The sequence below is a fragment of the Saccharopolyspora sp. NPDC002376 genome (assembly GCF_053593195.1).
This window is the reverse complement of record NZ_JBSFBZ010000003.1, coordinates 47,108-66,321: the sequence shown is the minus strand read 5'-3', so window position 1 is coordinate 66,321 and position 19,214 is coordinate 47,108. Positions and strand designations below refer to the sequence as shown.

The 19,214-nt window shown below is 67.5% G+C and carries 18 protein-coding genes and 1 riboswitch; of the genes, 6 read left to right on the top strand and 12 right to left on the bottom strand.

Going from position 1 to position 19,214, the window contains the following annotated elements; all coding sequences use genetic code 11:
• Positions 1–284: 284 nt before the first annotated feature.
• The 3 genes from ACWCO2_RS03275 to ACWCO2_RS03265 form a co-directional block, all read right to left on the bottom strand.
• Positions 285–785, bottom strand: a complete 501-nt coding sequence (locus ACWCO2_RS03275) for a hypothetical protein (protein WP_450126070.1) — start codon at positions 783–785, stop codon at positions 285–287.
• A 377-nt stretch (positions 786–1,162) separates the two neighbouring features.
• A complete protein-coding gene (locus ACWCO2_RS03270) occupies positions 1,163–1,366 on the bottom strand; it encodes a hypothetical protein (protein ID WP_450126069.1) in 204 nt (67 codons plus the stop codon).
• A 12-nt stretch (positions 1,367–1,378) separates the two neighbouring features.
• Positions 1,379–1,615 (bottom strand): cell division protein SepF, encoded by a 237-nt coding sequence (locus tag ACWCO2_RS03265; protein ID WP_450126068.1) that lies wholly within the window; start codon positions 1,613–1,615, stop codon positions 1,379–1,381.
• Positions 1,616–1,802: 187 nt separating this feature from the next.
• On the opposite strand from ACWCO2_RS03265, the gene ACWCO2_RS03260 reads away from it, so the two are divergent.
• Complete coding sequence (locus ACWCO2_RS03260) at positions 1,803–3,476, top strand: amidohydrolase (protein ID WP_450126067.1); 1,674 nt, start codon at positions 1,803–1,805, stop codon at positions 3,474–3,476.
• Positions 3,477–3,540: 64 nt separating this feature from the next.
• On the opposite strand, the gene metE is transcribed toward ACWCO2_RS03260, so the two are convergent.
• Positions 3,541–5,820 (bottom strand): 5-methyltetrahydropteroyltriglutamate--homocysteine S-methyltransferase, encoded by a 2,280-nt coding sequence (metE, locus tag ACWCO2_RS03255; protein WP_450126066.1) that lies wholly within the window; start codon positions 5,818–5,820, stop codon positions 3,541–3,543.
• Between the two features lie 120 nt (positions 5,821–5,940).
• Positions 5,941–6,160, bottom strand: a riboswitch (cobalamin riboswitch).
• Between the two features lie 172 nt (positions 6,161–6,332).
• Between metE and ACWCO2_RS03250 the strand changes: the two genes are divergently transcribed.
• The 3 genes from ACWCO2_RS03250 to ACWCO2_RS03240 are packed head-to-tail and all read left to right on the top strand — an operon-like array spanning position 6,333 to position 8,360.
• Complete coding sequence (locus ACWCO2_RS03250; RefSeq protein ID WP_450126065.1) at positions 6,333–7,277, top strand: ABC transporter ATP-binding protein; 945 nt, start codon at positions 6,333–6,335, stop codon at positions 7,275–7,277.
• Positions 7,274–8,110: an ABC transporter permease gene (locus tag ACWCO2_RS03245; RefSeq protein ID WP_450126064.1), complete on the top strand. Its 837-nt coding sequence runs from the start codon at positions 7,274–7,276 to the stop codon at positions 8,108–8,110. The genes ACWCO2_RS03250 and ACWCO2_RS03245 overlap by 4 nt, the downstream gene beginning before the upstream one ends.
• A 13-nt stretch (positions 8,111–8,123) precedes the next feature.
• Entirely contained in the window at positions 8,124–8,360 is a 237-nt protein-coding gene (locus ACWCO2_RS03240; RefSeq protein ID WP_450126063.1) for a helix-turn-helix transcriptional regulator, read from the top strand.
• A 246-nt stretch (positions 8,361–8,606) separates the two neighbouring features.
• Here ACWCO2_RS03240 and ACWCO2_RS03235 read toward each other — a convergent pair whose 3' ends face one another.
• On the bottom strand, positions 8,607–8,792 hold the full coding sequence (locus ACWCO2_RS03235) for a hypothetical protein (protein WP_450126062.1): 186 nt from the start codon (positions 8,790–8,792) through the stop codon (positions 8,607–8,609).
• 343 nt (positions 8,793–9,135) lie between these two features.
• Here ACWCO2_RS03235 and ACWCO2_RS03230 point away from each other — a divergent pair, with 343 nt between their 5' ends.
• On the top strand, positions 9,136–10,122 hold the full coding sequence (locus tag ACWCO2_RS03230; RefSeq protein WP_450126061.1) for a helix-turn-helix domain-containing protein: 987 nt from the start codon (positions 9,136–9,138) through the stop codon (positions 10,120–10,122).
• Positions 10,123–10,139: 17 nt separating this feature from the next.
• Entirely contained in the window at positions 10,140–10,373 is a 234-nt protein-coding gene (locus tag ACWCO2_RS03225; protein ID WP_450126060.1) for a DUF397 domain-containing protein, read from the top strand.
• A 61-nt stretch (positions 10,374–10,434) separates the two neighbouring features.
• On the opposite strand, the gene ACWCO2_RS03220 is transcribed toward ACWCO2_RS03225, so the two are convergent.
• The 7 genes from ACWCO2_RS03220 to ACWCO2_RS03190 all read right to left on the bottom strand — a co-directional run bounded on the left by ACWCO2_RS03220 (position 10,435) and on the right by ACWCO2_RS03190 (position 18,985).
• Entirely contained in the window at positions 10,435–11,436 is a 1,002-nt protein-coding gene (locus ACWCO2_RS03220; RefSeq protein ID WP_450126059.1) for an ABC transporter ATP-binding protein, read from the bottom strand.
• Positions 11,429–12,439: an ABC transporter ATP-binding protein gene (locus ACWCO2_RS03215; protein WP_450126058.1), complete on the bottom strand. Its 1,011-nt coding sequence runs from the start codon at positions 12,437–12,439 to the stop codon at positions 11,429–11,431. Before ACWCO2_RS03215 ends, ACWCO2_RS03220 begins: the two co-directional genes overlap by 8 nt.
• An 11-nt stretch (positions 12,440–12,450) precedes the next feature.
• Complete coding sequence (locus ACWCO2_RS03210) at positions 12,451–13,410, bottom strand: ABC transporter permease (protein WP_450126057.1); 960 nt, start codon at positions 13,408–13,410, stop codon at positions 12,451–12,453.
• The gene (locus ACWCO2_RS03205) at positions 13,403–14,329 is read right to left on the bottom strand and encodes an ABC transporter permease (protein WP_450126056.1); all 927 of its coding nucleotides are present in this window, start codon (positions 14,327–14,329) and stop codon (positions 13,403–13,405) included. Before ACWCO2_RS03205 ends, ACWCO2_RS03210 begins: the two co-directional genes overlap by 8 nt.
• Before the next feature lie 68 nt (positions 14,330–14,397).
• Positions 14,398–16,023, bottom strand: a complete 1,626-nt coding sequence (locus tag ACWCO2_RS03200; protein WP_450126055.1) for a peptide ABC transporter substrate-binding protein — start codon at positions 16,021–16,023, stop codon at positions 14,398–14,400.
• Between the two features lie 205 nt (positions 16,024–16,228).
• Positions 16,229–17,182, bottom strand: a complete 954-nt coding sequence (locus ACWCO2_RS03195) for a Ppx/GppA phosphatase family protein (RefSeq protein ID WP_450126054.1) — start codon at positions 17,180–17,182, stop codon at positions 16,229–16,231.
• Positions 17,183–17,272: 90 nt separating this feature from the next.
• Positions 17,273–18,985, bottom strand: coding sequence for a lytic murein transglycosylase (locus tag ACWCO2_RS03190; protein ID WP_450126053.1), 1,713 nt, complete (start codon positions 18,983–18,985; stop codon positions 17,273–17,275).
• Positions 18,986–19,214: the final 229 nt, after the last annotated feature.

Below are 19,214 nucleotides of genomic sequence, written 5' to 3'. Positions count from 1 at the left end.
ATTCCCCCAGAGGCCGTTTCGGAAAGAGCGCAGCCGTGAACCCTACGCGGTTCAACCGACTGATCAACCGGTTTTCCACCTCAGAGCGGACCCGTGGAACCGCGGTCAGCGACACCGGGATCGTCAGGACACCACTCCGCCCTCCCCAGCCGCGCCGGCTGATCATCGAGCTCGCGCCGACCACGACGTCCACCGGACCGACACGCATCAACGGTGCACCCGAGCAGCCAGAAGGTCCCGCTCCGCCAACCAGAACGGGACCTTCTTCAACGGTTGATGCGCGGTCAGCGCGGGTCGACCTCCTGGACCTGCGCGTTGCCGTCCCAGTCACCGGCCTGGTCCTGGTCGGCGTTGTTGGTCTGCGACGGCCCGGTGTTGGCGACGTGGTCACCGTTGCCCTGCTGCACCACGACCGAAGGCGAGGTGTTGTTGTTCGTCGGCTTGCTCACCTGGACTTCGTTCTGGTTCTGCACCTGGGTCGGAGAGCCATCGTCCTCGACCGACTGGGCTTGGGTGTTGTCCTCCCAGTCACCGGCCTGGGTCTGGTTCGCGTTGTTGACCTGCGACGGCCCGGTGTTGGCGACGTGGCTACCGTCGCCCTGCTGCACCACGACCGAAGGCGAGTTGTTGTTGTTCGTCGGCTTGCTCACCTGGATCTCGTCCTGGTTCTGCTGCTGCGTCGGGGAGCCATCGTGTTCGCCGTCGGCCATCGCCGTGGCCGTCGCTCCCAACAACAGCGGGAGGCTCACCGTGAGAACGGCCACCACTCGCTTGGCAGTGCGCATCGTGACACTTCCTTCCATGAGAACCGGATCTGCGGCGACGAACCTCGCGCCGACCAATTCAGACCGATGAACCAGCTCGAATGCTTTCCACCGATCCGCACCGGTCACCATATCGCCCGCACAACAAAGCACGGCAACTCGAAATCAACATGACCACCTCATGCGGTGAGGCGATATCCCCGATATGCGCCGCCGCCGCAAAACGATCAAAATAACCGACATTCGCCCAGCTCAGAGGCTTTTCAATAGATCGGGCCTGGACATGTCGAGCACTTGCTAGCATTCCCCCGATCGTCCCGCCATTCAATTCCAGCCGAACAGATTACCACCACTCGCATGAATTCGAAGAAATCGCGAAAACAATTCCACTCGCAGCATCATCGCGCCGATTTGTCGATGACGACGATGGCGAGCCCCGGCCGCTCCATCCCGGATGGCACCCCGCGCGGGGTCATTCGACTCCCGACCACCCCAGATCCGCCTGGGCGCAGTGCCCGCGCGATGTCGCGGAACGCCGCAACCGGATCGCAGCCGATGTCGAGCACCTTCGAGGCGCGGTCGATCTCTGCCCGGCAGGACATCTCACCCGGGAGCTAGCGGGTGGAACCCGCGCTCGCCTCCTTCGCGTGGCTCAGCAGGAAGACCTTCGGCGCGACGCGCTCCATGTTGCCGTCCCGCGCAACGACCATGCCCGCCGCGAAGTCGACGAGCTGTATCGCCTCGGCGTTCGTCAGGTCCGTCAGGTCCATCAGCACGGCATTGCCCTGCCGGAAGTAGTCGCCGACGTGGTAGACGTCGGCGTAGTTCTGCGGGTGCAGCGTCTTGACCACACCCCCAGTCTTGCTGGCCTCGGCCGGAAGTCAACAGGAAACACGTCCGTTCGGGTCGATCTCCTTGACCTCGCCGAACGATCAACCGAATGCTTGCCGGGGCAAACGTTCGCACCGCCAGCCCGGGAGGCGCTCCGTGTGTGACCTGCACCATAGCGACCACGAACATGCCGCACCGCAGAGCGGATTGAGCCGGCACCAAGTGCTCCAACTGCTCGGCGCGGCCGGCGTCACCTCAGCAGGACTGGCGATGGCCAGCGATCCGGCGATGGCTGCGACGACCGGCGACACCGGCACCGCGATCGGCTACACCCCACCGACCGGACTGGCCAAGGACACCCCGGCCAAGCGCGGCGCGCTGGCCTGGATCGACGCGCACGACAAGGACATCACCGGCCTCAACGACGAGGTCTGGGAGCACGCGGAGCTGTCCCTGCGCGAGTGGAACTCCTCGATCGCCGAAGCGGAGTTCCTGCGCCGCAACGGTTTCCAGATCGAGTGGGGCGCGGCGGGCTTCCCGACGGCGTTCGTCGCGACCTTCCGCAACGGCAATGGGCCGACGCTCGGGTTCAGCGGTGAGTACGACGCGCTTCCCGGTCTGTCGCAGAAGAAGGGCGCGGGCCAGCACGACCCGCTCGTCTACCACCACGACCCGTTCGCCCCGACCTACGGACCAGGGCACGGCTGCGGCCACGCCGCGCTCGGCTCGGCCGCCGCAGGCGCGGCCGCGGCGACCGCCGAGGGCATGCGCCGCAACGGAGTGGGCGGAACCATCAAGTTCTTCGGCTCGACCGCCGAGGAGCAGCTGATCGGCAAGGCCTACGCCGTCCACGAAGGCGTGTACCGCGGGCTGGACGCGTTCCTGGACTGGCATCCGGGCACGACCAACTCGACCGGCTGGGGCACCAGCAGCGCGCTGACCGCGGTGACGTTCACCTTCCTCGGCGTGTCCGGGCACGGCGGGATCCCGCTGGGCAACAAGAGCGCGCTGGACGCGGCGATCATGCTCGCCACGATGACCGAGTTCCTGCGCGAGGAGCACCTGGCTCCGTCAGGGCGGCTGCACTACGTGATCAACAACGGCGGCGACGCGCCGAACGTGACGCCGGAGATCGCGCAGATCTCCTACTATGTGCGGGAGGGCAGCCCGGAGCGGGTCAAGGTGCTGTTCGACAAGGTCGTCTCCTGCGCGGAAGCCGCCGCGCAGGCCAGCCAGACCAAGGTGCAGCACAAGATCACCGCGGCCTGCTGGAACAAGCTGCCGTCGAAGTCGGCCGCCGAGCTGCTGCACGAGAACATGCTGCAGATCGGACCGCCGCGGTTCAGCGACGACGATCAGCGGCTGGCCCGGCAGATCCAGGCCTCGCTCGGACTGCCGGAGAAGGGCGCGGCCACCGAGATCGGTGAGCTGGAGCCGCCGAACCCGGTGTTCCTGGGCGGTGGTTCCACCGATGTCGCCGACATCAGCTGGCAGGTTCCGACCGTCAGCCTCGGCACCGCAGTCGCCCCGCTCGGCTGCAAGACGCACAACTGGGCGTTCGCCGCGACCACCGCGGCCCCCATGGGCCACGCGGCGCTGCTGTCCGCGTCGAAGTACCTCGCGGCACTGGCGATCGACCTGCTCACCCAGCCCGAGCGGCTGCAGGCGCTCAAGGACGAGTTCGCCGAGCGCACCAAGGACGTCGAGTGGCGCAGCATGCTGCCCGCCGACTTCGAGCCGCCGATGTACGAACCCCCGGAGTGGTTCTTGAAGCGCACCCGCCAGTCCTGGCCGCCGCGCAACATCACCTGGCCCCCGCCCCGCGTGGTCTCCCGGGAGAAGTTCTCCTCCCTCGGGCCGGACCTCGCGCCCCAGACCTGACGTGGGGGTGCTGCGGGTGGTGCCGTGAGTGGTGGGAGTACGGCACCACCCGCAACCCGCGTGGTCAGGGCAGGTCGCGGCGGACCGCTTCCGTTGCGCTGACCAGGTTCTTCAGGGCCGGCTCGACCTCCGCGTAGCCGCGGGTCTTCAGACCGCAGTCCGGGTTCACCCAGAGCCGGTCCGCCGGGACCGAGCGCAGGGCCGCCCGCAGCAGGTCGGTCACCTCCGCCGCGTCCGGCACCCGCGGGGAGTGGATGTCGTACACGCCCGGCCCGACGCCGCGGCCGAAGCCCACCTCGTTGAGGTCGTCCAGCACCTCCATCCGCGAGCGGGCGGCTTCGATGCTGGTCACGTCGGCGTCCAGCGCCACGATCGCGTCGATCACGTCGCCGAACTCCGAGTAGCACAGGTGCGTGTGGATCTGGGTGGAGTCGGCGACGCCGGAGGTCGCCAGGCGGAACGCCGACACCGCCCACTCCAGGTACGCCTCGTGCTGGGCCGCACGCAGCGGGAGGAGTTCGCGCAGCGCCGGCTCGTCCACCTGGATCACCCGGATCCCGGCCGCCTCCAGGTCCTGGACCTCGTCGCGGATGGCCATCGCGACCTGCGCGGCGGTGTCGCCCAGCGGCTGGTCGTCGCGGACGAACGACCAGGCCAGGATGGTGACCGGCCCGGTGAGCATGCCCTTGACCGGCTTCGACGTGAGCTTCTGCGCGTAGGTCGCCCACTCGACGGTCATCGGCTCCGGCCGGAACACGTCGCCGTAGAGGATCGGCGGTCGCACGCAGCGGGATCCGTAGGACTGCACCCAGCCGTTGGCGGTGCTGATGAACCCGTCCAGGTGCTCGGCGAAGTACTGCACCATGTCGTTGCGCTCGGGTTCGCCGTGCACCAGCACGTCGAGGCCGATCGCCTCCTGCAGTTCGATCACGCGCTTGATCTCGTCGCGCATCCGCTGCTGGTAACTGGCCCGGTCGATGCGTCCGCCCTGGAACGCCGCGCGCGCCTTGCGGACGTCGGTGGTCTGCGGGAACGAACCGATCGTCGTGGTCGGCAACGGCGGCAGCTGCAAGGACTTCTGCTGCGCCGCACGCCGCTTCTGGTAGTCGCCGCGCTGCGAGTGCTCCGGCCGCAGCGACTCCAGCCGCGCGCGGACGCGGTTGTTGCGCACGCGCGTCGCACCCGCCCGGTCGGCGATGGCGTCGCGTGCGGCGGAGAGCTCGTCGGCCACGACGTCCCGACCGTCCCGCAGAGCACGCCCGAGCACCACGACCTCGTGGATCTTCTGCGCGGCGAAGGCCAGCCAGGACTTGACCTGCGGATCGATGTCCTCGACCTGAACGTCGTAGGGCACGTGCAGCAGCGAGCACGACGTGCTCACGGCGACCTCACCGGCCAAGCCGAGCAGGGTGGCCGCCGTGGTGAGCGCGCGGTCGAGGTCGGTGCGCCAGATGTTGCGCCCGTCGACGAGCCCGGCGACCAGCGTCTTGTCCCGCAACCCCGGCACCCCGGACAGCGAATCCACAGTGGACGGATCGGTCACCAGGTCCACGCCGAACGCTTCAACCCGAGTTCCCGCGAGTACCCGCAGGGCCTCGCCGAAGTCGCCGAAGTACCCCGCTACCAGCAGCTTCGGCCGTGCGGACAGCCCGCCTAGCTGCCGATAGGCATCGCCGAGCGCCTTGAGCTGCTCGGGCGTGCGGTCAGCGGCGAACGCGGGCTCGTCGAGCTGCACCCACTCGACCCCGGCGCGGTGCAGCTCGCGCAGCAGTTCGGCGTAGGCCTCGAGGAGTTCAGGCAACTTGCCCAGCGGCTGGAAGGAATCCCCCGCGGCGGACTTGGCCAGCAGCAGGAAGGTCAGCGGACCGACCATCACCGGGCGCGTGGTCACCCCGGCCTCCAGCGCCTCGCGGTACTGCTCGACGGGCGTGCGGTCGGCCAACGAGAACTTCGTGCCCGGACCGATTTCCGGCACCAGGTAGTGGTAGTTGGTGTCGAACCACTTGGTCATCTCCAAAGGCGCCACCGCATCCACGCCCCGCGCCATCGCGAAGTAGGTGTCCAGCGGTCCGAGTCCGAGCTCGGTGTAGCGCTTGGGCACCGCACCGAAGGTGACGGCGGTGTCGAGAACCTGGTCGTAGTAGGAAAAAGTGTTGCTGGGCACCGAGTCCAGGCCGGCGTCGCGCAGCCGGCGCCAGGTGTCGACGCGCAGGTTCCGGGCGGTTTCGCGCAGTTCCGCCTCGCTGGAACGGCCCGCCCAGTAGCTCTCCAGGGCTCGTTTCAGCTCTCGCTTCGGGCCGATCCGGGGATACCCGAGTACGGTCGATCCGATTTTGCCGGTCAAGTCCTCACCTCGCGAGCTCGACATCAGGGGTGCCGAGGTCGTGCGGGCGTGGACCAGCGGGCAGGCAGCAGCCGCTCGTCGGTCAGGTCCTCCCACGAGACCTCGAACCGCGCCCACCGGTCAGCGGGCGCACCGGCGGCAGGTCTTCGGACTCGCGGGCGCTCTCCGAATCGGAGATTCCTATTGGCCGTCGCTTCCCAGAAGTTGGCGTCCAGTGCTCGATGACGGCGGTCGTTCCCGCTCACCGCTGCGGGGCAGTCCCGGATTCGCACCGGGTTCCCTCTTGCCTCGTCCCCTCCCGCTGCGCGGAAGCGGACGAACCACCAGCACTGCCAAGGCTATCCACCGAACCCCCGTTGGCAAGGCCCGTCCAGTATCCGGCCGCCGTCCACCGCGGCTGAAGTCGATCTCTCCGATGCTGAGATCCACGCCACACTCGATCAGCCCCGCTTCGGAGATGTAGTATCTGTACTACATATCGACGAATGTACATTACAGAAGGTACTGGGGAAATGACAGCTACCAACGACCACGCGATACCGCCATCCACCGATACGACCGTGCTCGACGTTCGCGACCTGCGGATGAGCTACGGAACGACGGACGTGCTCAAAGGCGTCGACTTCACCGCGCGCCGCGGTGAAGTCCTCGCGCTCCTGGGGCCCAACGGGGCGGGCAAGAGCACCACGATCGAGATCCTGGAAGGCTTCCGGATGCGGTCGGGCGGCGACGTCCGAGTCCTCGGCGCCGACCCGGCGCACGGCGACGAGCGCTGGCGGGCGCGGCTCGGCGTCGTGCTCCAGTCCTGGCGCGACCACGGCAAGTGGAAGGTGCGCGAACTGCTGTCACACCTGAGCAGCTACTACACGCCCTACCGCAAGCCGTGGAACACCGACGACCTCGTCGACGCGGTCGGGCTGACCGAGCACGCGGACAAGCGCATCCGGCAGCTCTCCGGTGGGCAGCGGCGCCGGCTGGACGTGGCGATCGGCATCGTCGGCCGCCCGGAACTGCTGTTCCTGGACGAACCCACGGTGGGCTTCGACCCGCAGGCCCGGCGCGAGTTCCACGACCTGGTGCACCAGCTCGCCGACGAGGACACCACCGTCCTGCTCACCACGCACGACCTGGACGAGGTGGAGAAGCTGGCCGACCGCATCTTGATCCTGGCTGGCGGCCGCATCGTCGCCGACGGTTCCGCCGACCAGCTCTCCCGGCAGGTCACCGCCGATTCCGAGATCAAGTGGTCCGTCGACGGCCAGCGGTTCGTGCACTCCGCGGCGGACGCGACCGCCTTCGTCCGCGAGCTGCTCGCGCAGCACGGCGAATCCGTAGCCGACCTCGAAGTGCGCCGGGCAACCTTGGAGGACACCTACATGGCGCTGGTGCAGGCGCACGAGTCCGGGCACGGCGAGATCGCCGCGCTGCCGTTCGCGAACGTGGAGGTGAACCGGTGAACGCCAACACCGTGCGTGTCGGGCTGCAGCGAGGGTGGATCGAGTTCCGCCAGACCTTGGCCAACCGGCAGGACCTGATGGGCTACCTGGCGCCGACCGTGATCCTGCTCGTGGTGCTGTCCTCCCAACGCAGTTCCGTCGTGAACGGCGTCGCGCTCGGGATGACGAGCGTACCCGGCGCGCTCGGCATGACCATCGCGCTCGGCGGGCTGATCAGCACGGGACAGATGCTGGTCACCGAACGCGAGGACGGCACGCTGCTGCGGGCCAAAGCCGTGCCGCACGGCATGTTCGGTTACCTGATCGGCAAGATCGTGCTGATCATCGGGATGACCTTCATCAGCATGGCGATCCTGCTGATCCCGTGCCTGGTGATGTTCGAGGGCTTCACGCTCGGCCTGGGTTCGTGGTTGGGCGTGCTCGGGCTGACGGTCCTGGGCCTGACCGCGACGATCCCGATCGGGGCGAGCCTCGGCTCGCTGTTCAACACACCGAGCAGCATGGCGCTGATGTTCCTGCCGATGATGGGACTGGTCGCGATCTCCGGGATCTTCTTCCCCATCACCGTCTTCCCGGAATGGGTGCAGTGGATCGCGCAGGTCTTCCCGATGTACTGGCTGGGCCTGGGCATGCGCTCGGCGCTGCTGCCGGACGCGGCGGTGACGGCCGAGATCGGCGAGTCCTGGCGGCACCTGGAAACTATCGGGATGCTCGGCCTGTGGGCCGTGCTCGGACTCAGCGTGGCCCCGGTGATCCTGCGGCGGATGGCGCGGCGCGAGTCCGGTTCGATCGTGGCAGCGCGGAGGGAGAAAGCCATGCAGCGCGTGCGCTGACGGCGGAGGGAACATGAGCGAGACGATCTACAACCGCATCGCGATGCTGCGCGCGGAACGGGGAACCTCCCGCCGCCAGCTCGCCGAGGCCCTCGGCGTGCACTACCAAACGGTGGGCTACCTGGAGCGCGGCGAGTACAGCCCGAGCCTCCACCTGGCTTTGCGCATCGCGGAGCACTTCGAAGTCCCGGTGGAGGTGGTGTTCTCCACCCACCCCTTCCCCCGCCTCGGAGCGGACAACTCCGCCTGATCCGGTGGGTCGTGCGCCAGGGCTCGGCATTCGGGACAGACCCCGATGTCACTTCGAACGGCCATGGTCCCTTCCTGACGTGACGAGCAGACCAGCAGATCAGACGTCGCCACCGTAAGGACTCCAGCCACTGGAGAGTCAATCAGCTTTCCGGGGGCGGTGGGCCGGGCGCCGGGAGGGGTGACGCCCGGCCCACCGGGGAGGTCCGGTGCCCGCGAGGTCGGGGGATTCGGGCACCGGACCAGCTCAGGGATCCGACCGGAGGTGATGACGACCGGTGGACTCGACTTGTCGCCGTCTCTCCGCCTCGACCTCATCGATCAACTGCCACACGTTCAGCGCCCCATCCCCAGCACCACTGTGCTGCGCCCGCGCCGGCCGAATGAACAACATGCTCGCGATCAGCACGTTGACGAGCACGAGCGTGGTCACCTGAAGCCAGAACATCCCCGTCCCCATTCCTTCGCCAAAAGTCGCGTTTGTGCAGGTCAGATGTCGTGAGTGCGCAGCCGTGCTGGAGCACTGCCACGCACTCACGACCACCTGGCGCTGATCCGCACCCAGCAATCCATGCAGGTGTCCTGGTCGATCCACTCCGACTCCGGCGGAAGCCGCTGCACCTGCCACGCCTCAACCTCAACCCCGCAGAACGACGCCACCGAGTCATGAGGCTCAGCCCGCTTCGCAGCAACGCCAAAGGCATGCCGCCCAACGCCAATCGGCCGCCAGAACCAGTCCACCCCGAAGAAGTCCCCAGCCATCGCCCTCTCCCAACTTGTTGCAATCCCACTTTAATGTGATTGAAGGTACTGTTGAGGCGCAAGGGAAACGATCAACTGCCACGCGAAAGGGTGTAACCCTCGTGGGCAGACCGAGTGCGATGCTCTACGGCATGCCAACACCGACCGTCCGGCGACTCCTCGTAGGCCACCTCCTGCGTCACGCGCGGGAGCAGACCGGTCTCGACCTCGACGCTGCTGGCAAGCTCATCGGGAAGACCAACAGCACGATGAGCAGGATCGAACGCGGCCACACCGCGTTGCCGCAGCATCTGCTGAAGAAGCTCGCGAACGGCTACGAACAACACGTGCCGAACGCTGTCGACCTGGACGAACTCCTCGATCTGGCACGAGGAAGCCAGGACCGCGGTCGGTGGTCCGGCTATCGATCCGTGTACTCCAAGTACTTCCGGATGGCCGTGGACCTCGAAGCGGACGCTTCCGCGATCTTCCAGTACCAGACCGAGATCGTGCCCGGCTTGCTTCAAACAGAGGAGTACATCCGCGCGCTGTTCACCACGGCCCAGCTGCAACTCAGCGATCAGTCCACTGAGGATGCCGTAGAAGCACGCTTGGAACGACAGGCCGTCCTGACCAAATCCAATGCACCACAGGTCAGCTTCGTCCTATCCGAGTCCTCGCTTCGCCGCCACGTGGGCGACCGGAAGCTGATGGAAGAACAACTCCGCAACGTAGCCGAGATCGCACGACTCAAGAACATCCAAATCCAGGTTCTCCCTTTCGACGCAGCAACAGCCCCACGTGCGACGCATGACTTCAAGCTGTTCCGCGTACCGTCACCTGGCAACGCCGGACCTCTCGAATTCGTCTACGTCGAGGACTTCACAGACGGCCGCTACCTGGACGGACACGAGGACGTCCACGCCTACACTCTGCTGTGGCAACAACTCGTTGCGGCTGCGCTAGATCCGGTTGAATCCGAGAAGTTCATCCTGCGCGTCGCGGACGAGTTCGCTCGATGAAGTCGTGGAGGCCAGCGATGACGAACTGGCGGAAGTCCAGCTATTCCCAAGGACAGGGCACCTGCGTCGAGATCCAGTGGCGCAAGTCCAGCTACAGCCCGCACAACGACAACTGCGTCGAGGTCGGACTCGGCTTCGACGCAGTTGGGATTAGGGACACCAAGGATCGCGATGGCGGGCAGTTAGCCGTCGATCCTTCGCGGTGGCACGCGTTCCTGCGTGCCATCAAGGACGGCGCGCTCGACCAGTAAATGACTGAAGGGCCCCTCCGACCAGCGGCCGGAAGGGCCCTTCACCTCGTTCAGTTCGCCGTCAGGACACCACGTGGGGGCGTTCTTCTGCGAAGTGGCAGGCCGAGGGGTGGTCGCCGAGGCGGACCTCCAGCTGCGGGATCTCCTCCGCGCAGCGGTCCTGGGCCTTCCAGCAGCGGGTGCGGAAGCGGCAGCCCGAGGGCGGGTTCGCCGGGCTCGGGACGTCACCGGTCAGGCGGATGACCTCGCGCTTGCCGCGCAGGGTCGGGTCCGGGACCGGCACCGAGGACAGCAGCGCCTGCGTGTACGGGTGCTGCGGGTGCTCGTAGATCTGCTCGTCCGTGCCGACCTCGACCATCTTGCCCAGGTACATCACCGCCACCCGGTCCGACAGGTGGCGGACCACCCCGAGGTCGTGGGCGATGAACACGTACGACAGGCCGAACTCCTGCTGGAGGTCTCCGAGCAGGTTCATCACCTGCGCCTGGATGGAGACGTCCAGCGCGGACACCGGCTCGTCGCAGACGATCACCTTCGGCTTCAGCGCCAGCGCCCGGGCGATGCCGATGCGCTGCCGCTGACCACCCGAGAACTGGTGCGGGTAGCGCTGGATGTGCTCGGGGTTGAGCCCCACGACCTCCAGCAGCTCCTGCACCTTGCGCCGCCGCTCGCCCTTCGGAGCCACCTCGGGGTGGATCTCGAACGGCTCGCCGACGATGTCGCCGACGGTGCGGCGCGGGTTCAGCGAGGTGTACGGGTCCTGCAGCACGATCTGCATGTCACGCCGCAGCTTGCGCAGCTCGGACCCGCGCATCTTGAACATGTCTCGGCCCTCGAACAGCGCGCTGCCGCTGGTCGGCTTCTCCAGCCGCATCAGCACCTGCGCCAGGGTCGACTTGCCGCAGCCGGATTCGCCGACCACGCCGAGGGTTTCGCCCTTGTTGAGGTCGAACGACACGCCGTCGACGGCCCGCACCTGGCCGATGGTGCGCTTGAACAGCACGCCGCGCGTCACCGGGAAGTGCTTGACCAGGTCCTTCACCTGGAGGATCGGCTCAGCCACGGCTCATCAACTCCTCCGCGAAGTGGCAGGCACTGGTCCGGCCCAAGCCCAGGTTGTGATGCGCCGGGACCTCGGCGCTGCAGCGATCCTCGGCGCGCGGGCAGCGCGGGTGGAACGGGCAGCCCGACGGCACCTTCAGCAGGTTCGGCGGCAGACCCTTGATCGTCTCCAGCTCCTGCCCCTTGAGGTCCAGCCGCGGGATGGACCGCATCAGGCCCTCGGTGTAGGGGTGCCCCGGCTTCTTGTACAGCGAGTACGCGTCGGAGGACTCCACGATCCGCCCCGCGTACATCACCACGATCCGGTCCGCGACCTCGGCGACCACGCCCAGGTCGTGGGTGATCAGGATCAGGCCCATGCCGCGCTCGCGGCGCAGCTCGTCGAGCAGGTCCATGATCTGCGCCTGCACCGTGACGTCCAGCGCGGTGGTCGGCTCGTCGGCGATGAGCAGGTCCGGGTCCAGCGCCAGCGACATCGCGATCATCGCGCGCTGCCGCATGCCGCCGGAGAACTGGTGCGGGTACTCCTTCACGCGCTGCTTGGCGTTCGGGATCTTCACCTGGTCCAGCAGCTCGACGGCCTGCTTCGTGGCCTCCTTGCGGGACATGCCCCGGCGCATCCGCAGCTGCTCGGCGATCTGGAACCCGACCGTGTAGACCGGGTTCAGCGCCGACAGCGCGTCCTGGAAGATCATCGACATCGACTCGCCGCGCAGCTCGCGCCGCCGGCGGTCGGTCGCCGTGAGCACGTCTTCCCCGCGGTAGCGGATCGCGCCGCCGGTGATCACGCCCGGCGGCATGTCCAGGATGCCCATGATGGTCTGGGCGGTGACGCTCTTGCCGGAGCCGGATTCACCCAGCACCGCAAGCGTCTCACCGGCATCGACGTGGTAGTTGACCCCGTTGAGGACCTTGGCCACCCCGTCCCGGGTGCGGAACTCCACGTGCAGGTCCTCGACCTCCAGCAGGCGCTCCGCCGAGTCCTTTTCGTCCACAGTAGACAAAGCGGTTTCTCCTACTTCTGCTTCGGGTCGAGCGCGTCGCGCACGGCATCACCGAGCATCACGAACGCCAGCACGGTAACCACCAGGAACGCCGCCGGGAAGACCAGCAGGTGCGGGGAGGTCTGGATGTACTGACGGGAGTCGGCGATCATCACGCCCCACGACACCACCGGGGATCGCAGCCCCAGCCCGAGGAACGACAGCGTCGCCTCGACGGCGATGAACGCACCGAGCGCGATCGTGGCGTACACCAGGACCGGCGCCAGGCAGTTCGGCAGCAGGTGCCGCAGGATGATCCGTCCCGACCCCGCGCCCAGGGCGCGCGCCGCCTTGACGTAGTCCTGGTTGCGCGCCGAGATCGCCGCGGACCGCATGATCCGCATCGAGATCGGCCAGGACAGCAGCGAGATCGACAGGATCACCAGCGAGGTGATCTTGACGGCGTCGGGCGCCTCGGTGGCCGGGTTCAGCGTAGTCAGGATGACGATCGCGCCGAGCACGAACGGCAGGCCCAGGAAGATCTCGCCGAACCGGGACAGCAGGCTGTCCAGCCAGCCGCCGAAGTACCCGGCGATCAGGCCGAACACCGAACCGATCAGCACCGTCACCGCGGTCGACAGCACACCGACGACGATCGACGCGCGCGCACCGTAGATGGCGCGGGCGTAGATGTCGCGACCCTGCGTGTCGTAGCCGAACCAGGCCTCCGCCGACGGCTTCTGCCAAGCTCGGGACAGGTCCCCGTGGTTCGGGTCCACCGAGGTGAACAGCTGCGGGAAGACGGCCATCACCAGCAGCACGAAGATGATCCCCATCGAGATCAGGAAGGTCGGCCGCTTGCGCAGGTCGCGCCAGGCGTCGCCCCACAGACCGCGCGGCTTCTCGAGCTTGGCGGCGGCCTTGGCCGCTTCGGCCGCGGAGCCGGACGGAGCCGGATCCGAAGCCAGACTGGAAGTGCTTTGTTCAGTCATATCGGATCCTCGGGTCGAGAACCGCGTAGAGCAAGTCCACGAGCAGGTTCATCAGCAGGTACACCAGGACCAGCAGGGTCACGATGCCGACCACCGTGGTGCCTTCTTTGGTGAGGATGGCCTTGTAGACCAGGCCGCCGATGCCCCGGATGTTGAAGATGCCCTCGGTGACGATGGCGCCGCCCATCAGCGCGCCGAGCTCGGTGCCCAGGAAGGTGATCACCGGGATCAGCGAGTTGCGCAGCAGGTGCACGCCGACGACCCGCTTGGGCTCGAGGCCCTTGGACACCGCGGTGCGCACGTAGTCGGCGCGCTTGTTCTCCATGAGGCTGGTGCGGGTCAACCGGGCGACGTAGGCCATCGACGTGCTGCCCAGCACGAAGCCCGGCACGATCAGCTCGCCCCAGGTGGCCTGAGCGCTCACGCTCGGCTTGATGATGCCGAGCTCGGTGCCCAGCACGACCTGCAGGATGAACCCGGTGACGAACACCGGCAGCGAAATCAGGAACAGGGTCGACATCAGCACGAGGCTGTCCAGGAACCCGCGCCCGCGCAGACCGGTCAGGATGCCGGCGCTGATGCCGATCAGCGCGGCAAAGGCCAGCGCCACGATCGCCAGGCGCAGGGTGATCGGGTACGCGTCGGCCACCAGCTGGTTGACCGGGATGCCCGAGAAGGTCTCACCGAAGTCACCTTGGAAGATCTGCCCCAGGTACTTGAAGTACTGAACGATCACGGGGTCGTTCAGGTTGTACTTCTCGGTCATCTCCGCGATGTAAGCGGGCGGGCACGGCCGGTCCCCGCAGCGGCCGGCGAACGGATCACCGGGCAGTGCCCAGATGAGGGCGTAGATGATGAATGTGGTCCCGATGAATACCGGGATCAGCTGCAGCAACCGCCGCAGCACATAGCGTCCCACGTGAACCTCCTCCAGGACGCAAGCCGGGCCCGGCCCGAACTGGTCGGGCCGGACCCGGGCTTACCCGATCAGGACTTCAGCTTGACGGTCTTGAAGTTCAGCATGCGGTCAAAGGTCACCGTCGCACCTTCGAGCCGGTCGGACCAGCCGACGGAAGCCTTCTGGTCCCAAAGCGGGATGGACGGCATGTCCTTGGCCAGGATCTTCTCCGCCTCGGCGTACAGCTTGTTCGCCTCGTCCTCGGTCGGGGCCTGGTCGGCGCGGTTCATCGCCTCGTCGAACTCGGGGCTCGAGTAGCGCATGTAGTTCGACGACGCGTTGGTGCGGTAGACCTTGCCCAGGAAGGTCTCGGCCGCCGGGTAGTCACCCAGCCAGCCGAAGCGGAACGGCCCCTTGTGCGCGTTCTCGTCGTGCATCTTCAGGAACTCGGAGAACGTCGGCACCGGGTTGAAGGTGCAGTCCAAGCCCAGGTTGTTCTTGAACTGGCCGCAGATCGCCTCGATCCACTCCTTGTGACCGCCGTCGGAGTTCGAGGTGATGGTCACCGGGCCCTTGAAGCCGGTCTCGGCCAGCAGCTGCTTGGCCTTCTCCGGGTTGAACTCGCAGAACTCACCGCAGCCACCGGACGGGTAGTCCGGGATGGCACCGTCCACGACCCAGCCCTTGGCCGGCTCGTAGCTGTTCTGGAAGACCGTCGAGGTGATCTGCTTGCGGTCGATCGCCATCGACAGGGCCTGCCGGACCTTCGGGTCCTTGTACTGCGGGTCGTACAGCGGAACCTGGAGCGCGTTGTTGCTCAGGATCGGCTTGGCCTCACCGCGGTCCTGCAGGTCGGTCTTCCACTTGTCACCGACCATCGCCGACGGCGGCAGCTGGTCGATGAAGTCGAGGTTGCCCGAGACCACGTCCTGGTAGGCGGTCTCCAGCTCGTTGTAGATGCGGAACTCGATGCCGTTGATCTGCGGCTTGTCGCGGCCCGGGTAGTTGTCGTTCTTGACGAGCTTGATGAAGGTGTTCGGCTGCCGCGAGTCGAACTTGAACGCCCCGTTGCCGACCGGGCGCTCCTCGAAGGCCTTCGGGTCCTTGAAGAAGCTCTCCGGCAGCGGCGAGAACGCGGTGTAGCCGAGCATCGTCCGGAAGGTGGTGAACGGCGCGTCGAGGGTGACTTCGAAGCTCAGCGGGTCGATCACCTTCAGGCCGGACATCTCCTTCGCGGTGGGCGGCGGCCCGCTGCCGTCGTCCTCTCCCCCGCTTGGGTTGACCTCCCGGAAGCCCTGGATGTGGTCGAAGAAGGACGCAGCGGACTGGCCGTTCGGCGCGTAGGCGGCGTAGTTCCAGGCCTTGACGAAGCTCTCCGAGGTGACCGGGCTGCCGTCGTGGAAGGTCCAGCCCGGCTTGAGCTTGATCTGGTAGACCTTGTTGTCGGTCGTGTCGATCGACTCGGCGACCTCGTAGTACGGCTCGGTGGTCTTCTCGTCGTACCCGACCAGGCCGCTGAACATCATCTTCAGCACGTTGCCGCCACCGGTCTCGGTGGTGTTGCTCGGCACCAGCGGGTTCTCAGGCTCGGTGTGGTTGACCGACACGATGCCGTCTTCGGCACCACCACCGCCGCCACCGCCGCCGCACCCGCTGGCAAGCAACCCCACCGCCAGCGGGGCCGCGACCCAGGCGACCAAGCGTCGTTTCCGCATTTACCGTCCTCCTGTTTCCACGCGTGCTCGGAAGTCGCCTTCCCAGACATCACGCGCGGCGGAACATTCACCGCCGCGTCAGACGAGCGTAAACATAAAGGAGAACTACATCACGGCGATGCCCTGTCACAAAGCCGTCACTTTCTGATTCGATACAGCAGTTCTTTCACCCAAAGGTTGGAATCAATCTTCCACAATGTGAGAACTAGCTGATAGACAGTGCTATGCCATCCAGAATGTCGTGCTCACTGACAGTAACGCCGGTAATCCCCGCCCGCTCCGCCAATTCCTCCGCGAGAACCTTGATCACCAGCGCACCGCCGCCGATCACATCCACTCGGCCGGGGTGCATAGAACCGATTGCGGAGCGTTCATCGTGCGACATCCCGAGCAGTTCCTCGGTGATTCGCTCAATCCTATTGTGGGAAATATGGGAAAGGTGAATGGCGGCCGGATCGTATTCCGGGAGTTCTTGCGCGATCGCGGACAACGTGGTGGCCGTTCCCGCCACGCCGACCCACGTCTTGACGCCCGAGCAGTCCACCGCCGCGAAGGCCTCGTCGAGCACCTGCCGGGCCACCTTCTCGGCCTCCCGCACCTCCTCGTCGGTGGGCGGGTCGCTGTGCAGGCAGCGCTCGGTCAGCCGCACGCACCCCACGTCCGCCGAGTACGCGGCCGCGATGTCAGCGCTCGCACCGTCCCAGGTGCCCACCACGACCTCACTGGAGCCACCACCCACATCGGTGACCACGAACGGGCCATCCAGCGGATCGAGGTCACCGACCGCGCCGGTGAACGACAGCCGGGCCTCCTCGTCGCCGCTGATCACCTCGGCGTCGACGCCCAGGGTCTCCCGGACCATGGAGAAGAAGTCCTCGCGGTTGGACGCATCGCGCGTCGCCGAGGTCGCGACCATGCGGATGCGCTCGACGCCCTTGCGCACGGAGATCCGGGCGTAGACCTCCAGCGCCGCCTTGGTCCGCGCCAGCGCCTCGTCGGCGAGCCGCCCGGTGGAGTCCACGCCCTGCCCGAGGCGGACGATCCGCATCTCGCGGTGCACGTCGCGCAGGTCGCGCCGACCGTCTTCGTGCACCGTTACATCGGCTACCAGCAAGCGGATCGAGTTCGTCCCGCAGTCGATCGCCGCCACCCGTGACATCTGCGTCCTCCTCCGCTTCGCGCAGCCCTCACGGTCAACGCTACTTGCCCGGAGCAAGCGCTCCGAGCCCCGCCCGCGGGGCTGTGAAACTCAGCGCGGAGAAGTGGGAATTCCCGTTGTGCAGGTCCCGATGACGCCCGGTGTGCCGGTCGAGACGTAGACCTCCTGGCCCGGTGCGAGGGTCGTGGGATCGGTGGTTCCCGGCTGGATCTCGGTGCCCTGCGGCGGCTGCGAAGGGGAGAACTCGCCGCGGCCAAGCACGGCCGGATCGCAGGTGCCGAGCGACTCGATCCGCGCCGGAGCGGGGTCACCCGTTTCGGGCAGCGTCGTCGGAGGCTCGGTGACGGACGGTGGCGTCGGCCGGGCACCGCTGGCGGGCTCCGGCGGGGTCTCCGGTGCCGGCGGCGCGGGAGACCCCGCCGGAGGGGTTCCCGGCTTGGCCTCGGAGGCCGGATTCTCCGGCTGCGGAGGGGCCGGCTTCGCCTCCGGCGGCCGGTTTTCCGACGGCGGTGCGGCGGGCGCTGGGGTCTCCGGCTTCGGCTCGGGCGCCGGTGCGGGGCTCGCTTCAGGCGGTGGAGCTTCCGAGGACGGTGCGCCAGGTGCAGGCTCCGCAGGTTGCGTGCTAGGCGCCTGAGTTTCCGGCTTCGACTCGGGCGGCCGGGTCTCCGTCGGTGTTCCCGGCTTCGCGTCGGACGGCGGCGGCTCAGACGCGCCCGGCTGCGTCGGGCCAGGTTGAGTCGGCCCCGGCTCGGTCGGGCTCGGCGACGGGGTCAGGTTCGGCGGCGTCGGTTCCGGGACGCTCGCCTCGCCGGGCTCGTGCGGCAGTGCTCCACCGGCGATCGGCGGCAACTCCCCGGGCTGGGTCGAGGGCGCTGCGGATTCCGTCGGCGGCGGTTGTTCAGCAGACGGCGCCGGTGGTGTTTCCGGCGCCGGTTCCTCGGGCATGGCCAGCACTGCGGGGCCTTCGGGAAGGCGCTCGCCCGCGAGCACGTCATCGACCGCCGGCGACAGCTCCGACGGCGTCGGCAGCGCGCCGTTCGCGTAGGCCGTCGCCCAGATCAGCACCGTGCGCACGTAGCGCTCGGAGTGGTTGTAGCGGAACACCGCCGCCGCCAGGTCGCGCGGATTGCGCAGGTCCCCGCCACCGCTGCACAGGTACTGCCCTGCTGCCGCAGTGGCGTCGTAGACGTTGTGCGGGCTGGCGACTCCGTCGCCCTTGCCGTCCACCGCGAACTTCCGCCAGGTCGACGGGATGAACTGCATCGGTCCGACCGCGCGGTCCCACACCGGGTCGCCGTCGAGCGCGCCGCCGTCGGTGTCCGGGATCGCCGCGACGCCGGGACCACCGGAGAGCCGAGGCCCGAGGATCGCGCGCGAGGTCGTGCCCAGCACGTCGACGCTGCCGGAGCGGGCGTGGCCCGATTCGATGCGGCCGATCGACGCCAGCACCGACCAGTGCAGCCCGCAGCCCGGGTTGCGCTCGTCGGTCAGATCGGCGGCCCGGTGATAGGCGTTGAGCACGGTGTCCGGGATGCCGAGCTTCCCGCTGGGCAGGTCCAGACTCCGTCCGGAACCGCTGGCCAGCTCGTTCGGATCGCCCGCCTGTCTCAGCAGGTCCTGGCTGGGTTTCCGGGCCCGCGGCAGGTTCCCGGTGACGCCCAGCTCCCGCAAATCGGTCTTCCCCTGCGGGGCCTGCGGCGCCGCCTGGAAGGAGCTCGACGCTCCGAACAGCGTCACCGGGAGCAGCAACGTAGGGGTCAGCGCGGTGACCGCGACCCACCTTCGCGCCCGGTTCCTGGACACTCCGCTGATGAGCGGAGCAGTTTTCCACATGTGCCTGCCGTGGCGCTTTTTGCGAGCCGTCACTAGTCCATCCCCCGACCTGGACCGTTCACCCCGAAATTCGGATGGCCTCCTGGATACACCACCAGGTGGACGATCGCCGGATGGCGGGCCAGGACGTCACCCGTCCGTTCGGCCGCGGCTCGACCAGTGACAGCGGCGCGAAGCGCCACCTCGGGGGTGGTGGTCG

Coding starts and splice junctions, on each gene's coding strand:
- ACWCO2_RS03240 (WP_450126063.1), top strand. CDS start 8,124: ATGAGCGAGACGATCTACAACCGCATCGCGATGCTGCGCGCGGAACGG.
- ACWCO2_RS03275 (WP_450126070.1), bottom strand. CDS start 785: ATGCGCACTGCCAAGCGAGTGGTGGCCGTTCTCACGGTGAGCCTCCCG.
- ACWCO2_RS03200 (WP_450126055.1), bottom strand. CDS start 16,023: ATGCGGAAACGACGCTTGGTCGCCTGGGTCGCGGCCCCGCTGGCGGTG.
- ACWCO2_RS03210 (WP_450126057.1), bottom strand. CDS start 13,410: ATGACTGAACAAAGCACTTCCAGTCTGGCTTCGGATCCGGCTCCGTCC.
- ACWCO2_RS03195 (WP_450126054.1), bottom strand. CDS start 17,182: ATGTCACGGGTGGCGGCGATCGACTGCGGGACGAACTCGATCCGCTTG.
- ACWCO2_RS03270 (WP_450126069.1), bottom strand. CDS start 1,366: ATGTCCTGCCGGGCAGAGATCGACCGCGCCTCGAAGGTGCTCGACATC.
- ACWCO2_RS03225 (WP_450126060.1), top strand. CDS start 10,140: ATGACGAACTGGCGGAAGTCCAGCTATTCCCAAGGACAGGGCACCTGC.
- ACWCO2_RS03250 (WP_450126065.1), top strand. CDS start 6,333: ATGACAGCTACCAACGACCACGCGATACCGCCATCCACCGATACGACC.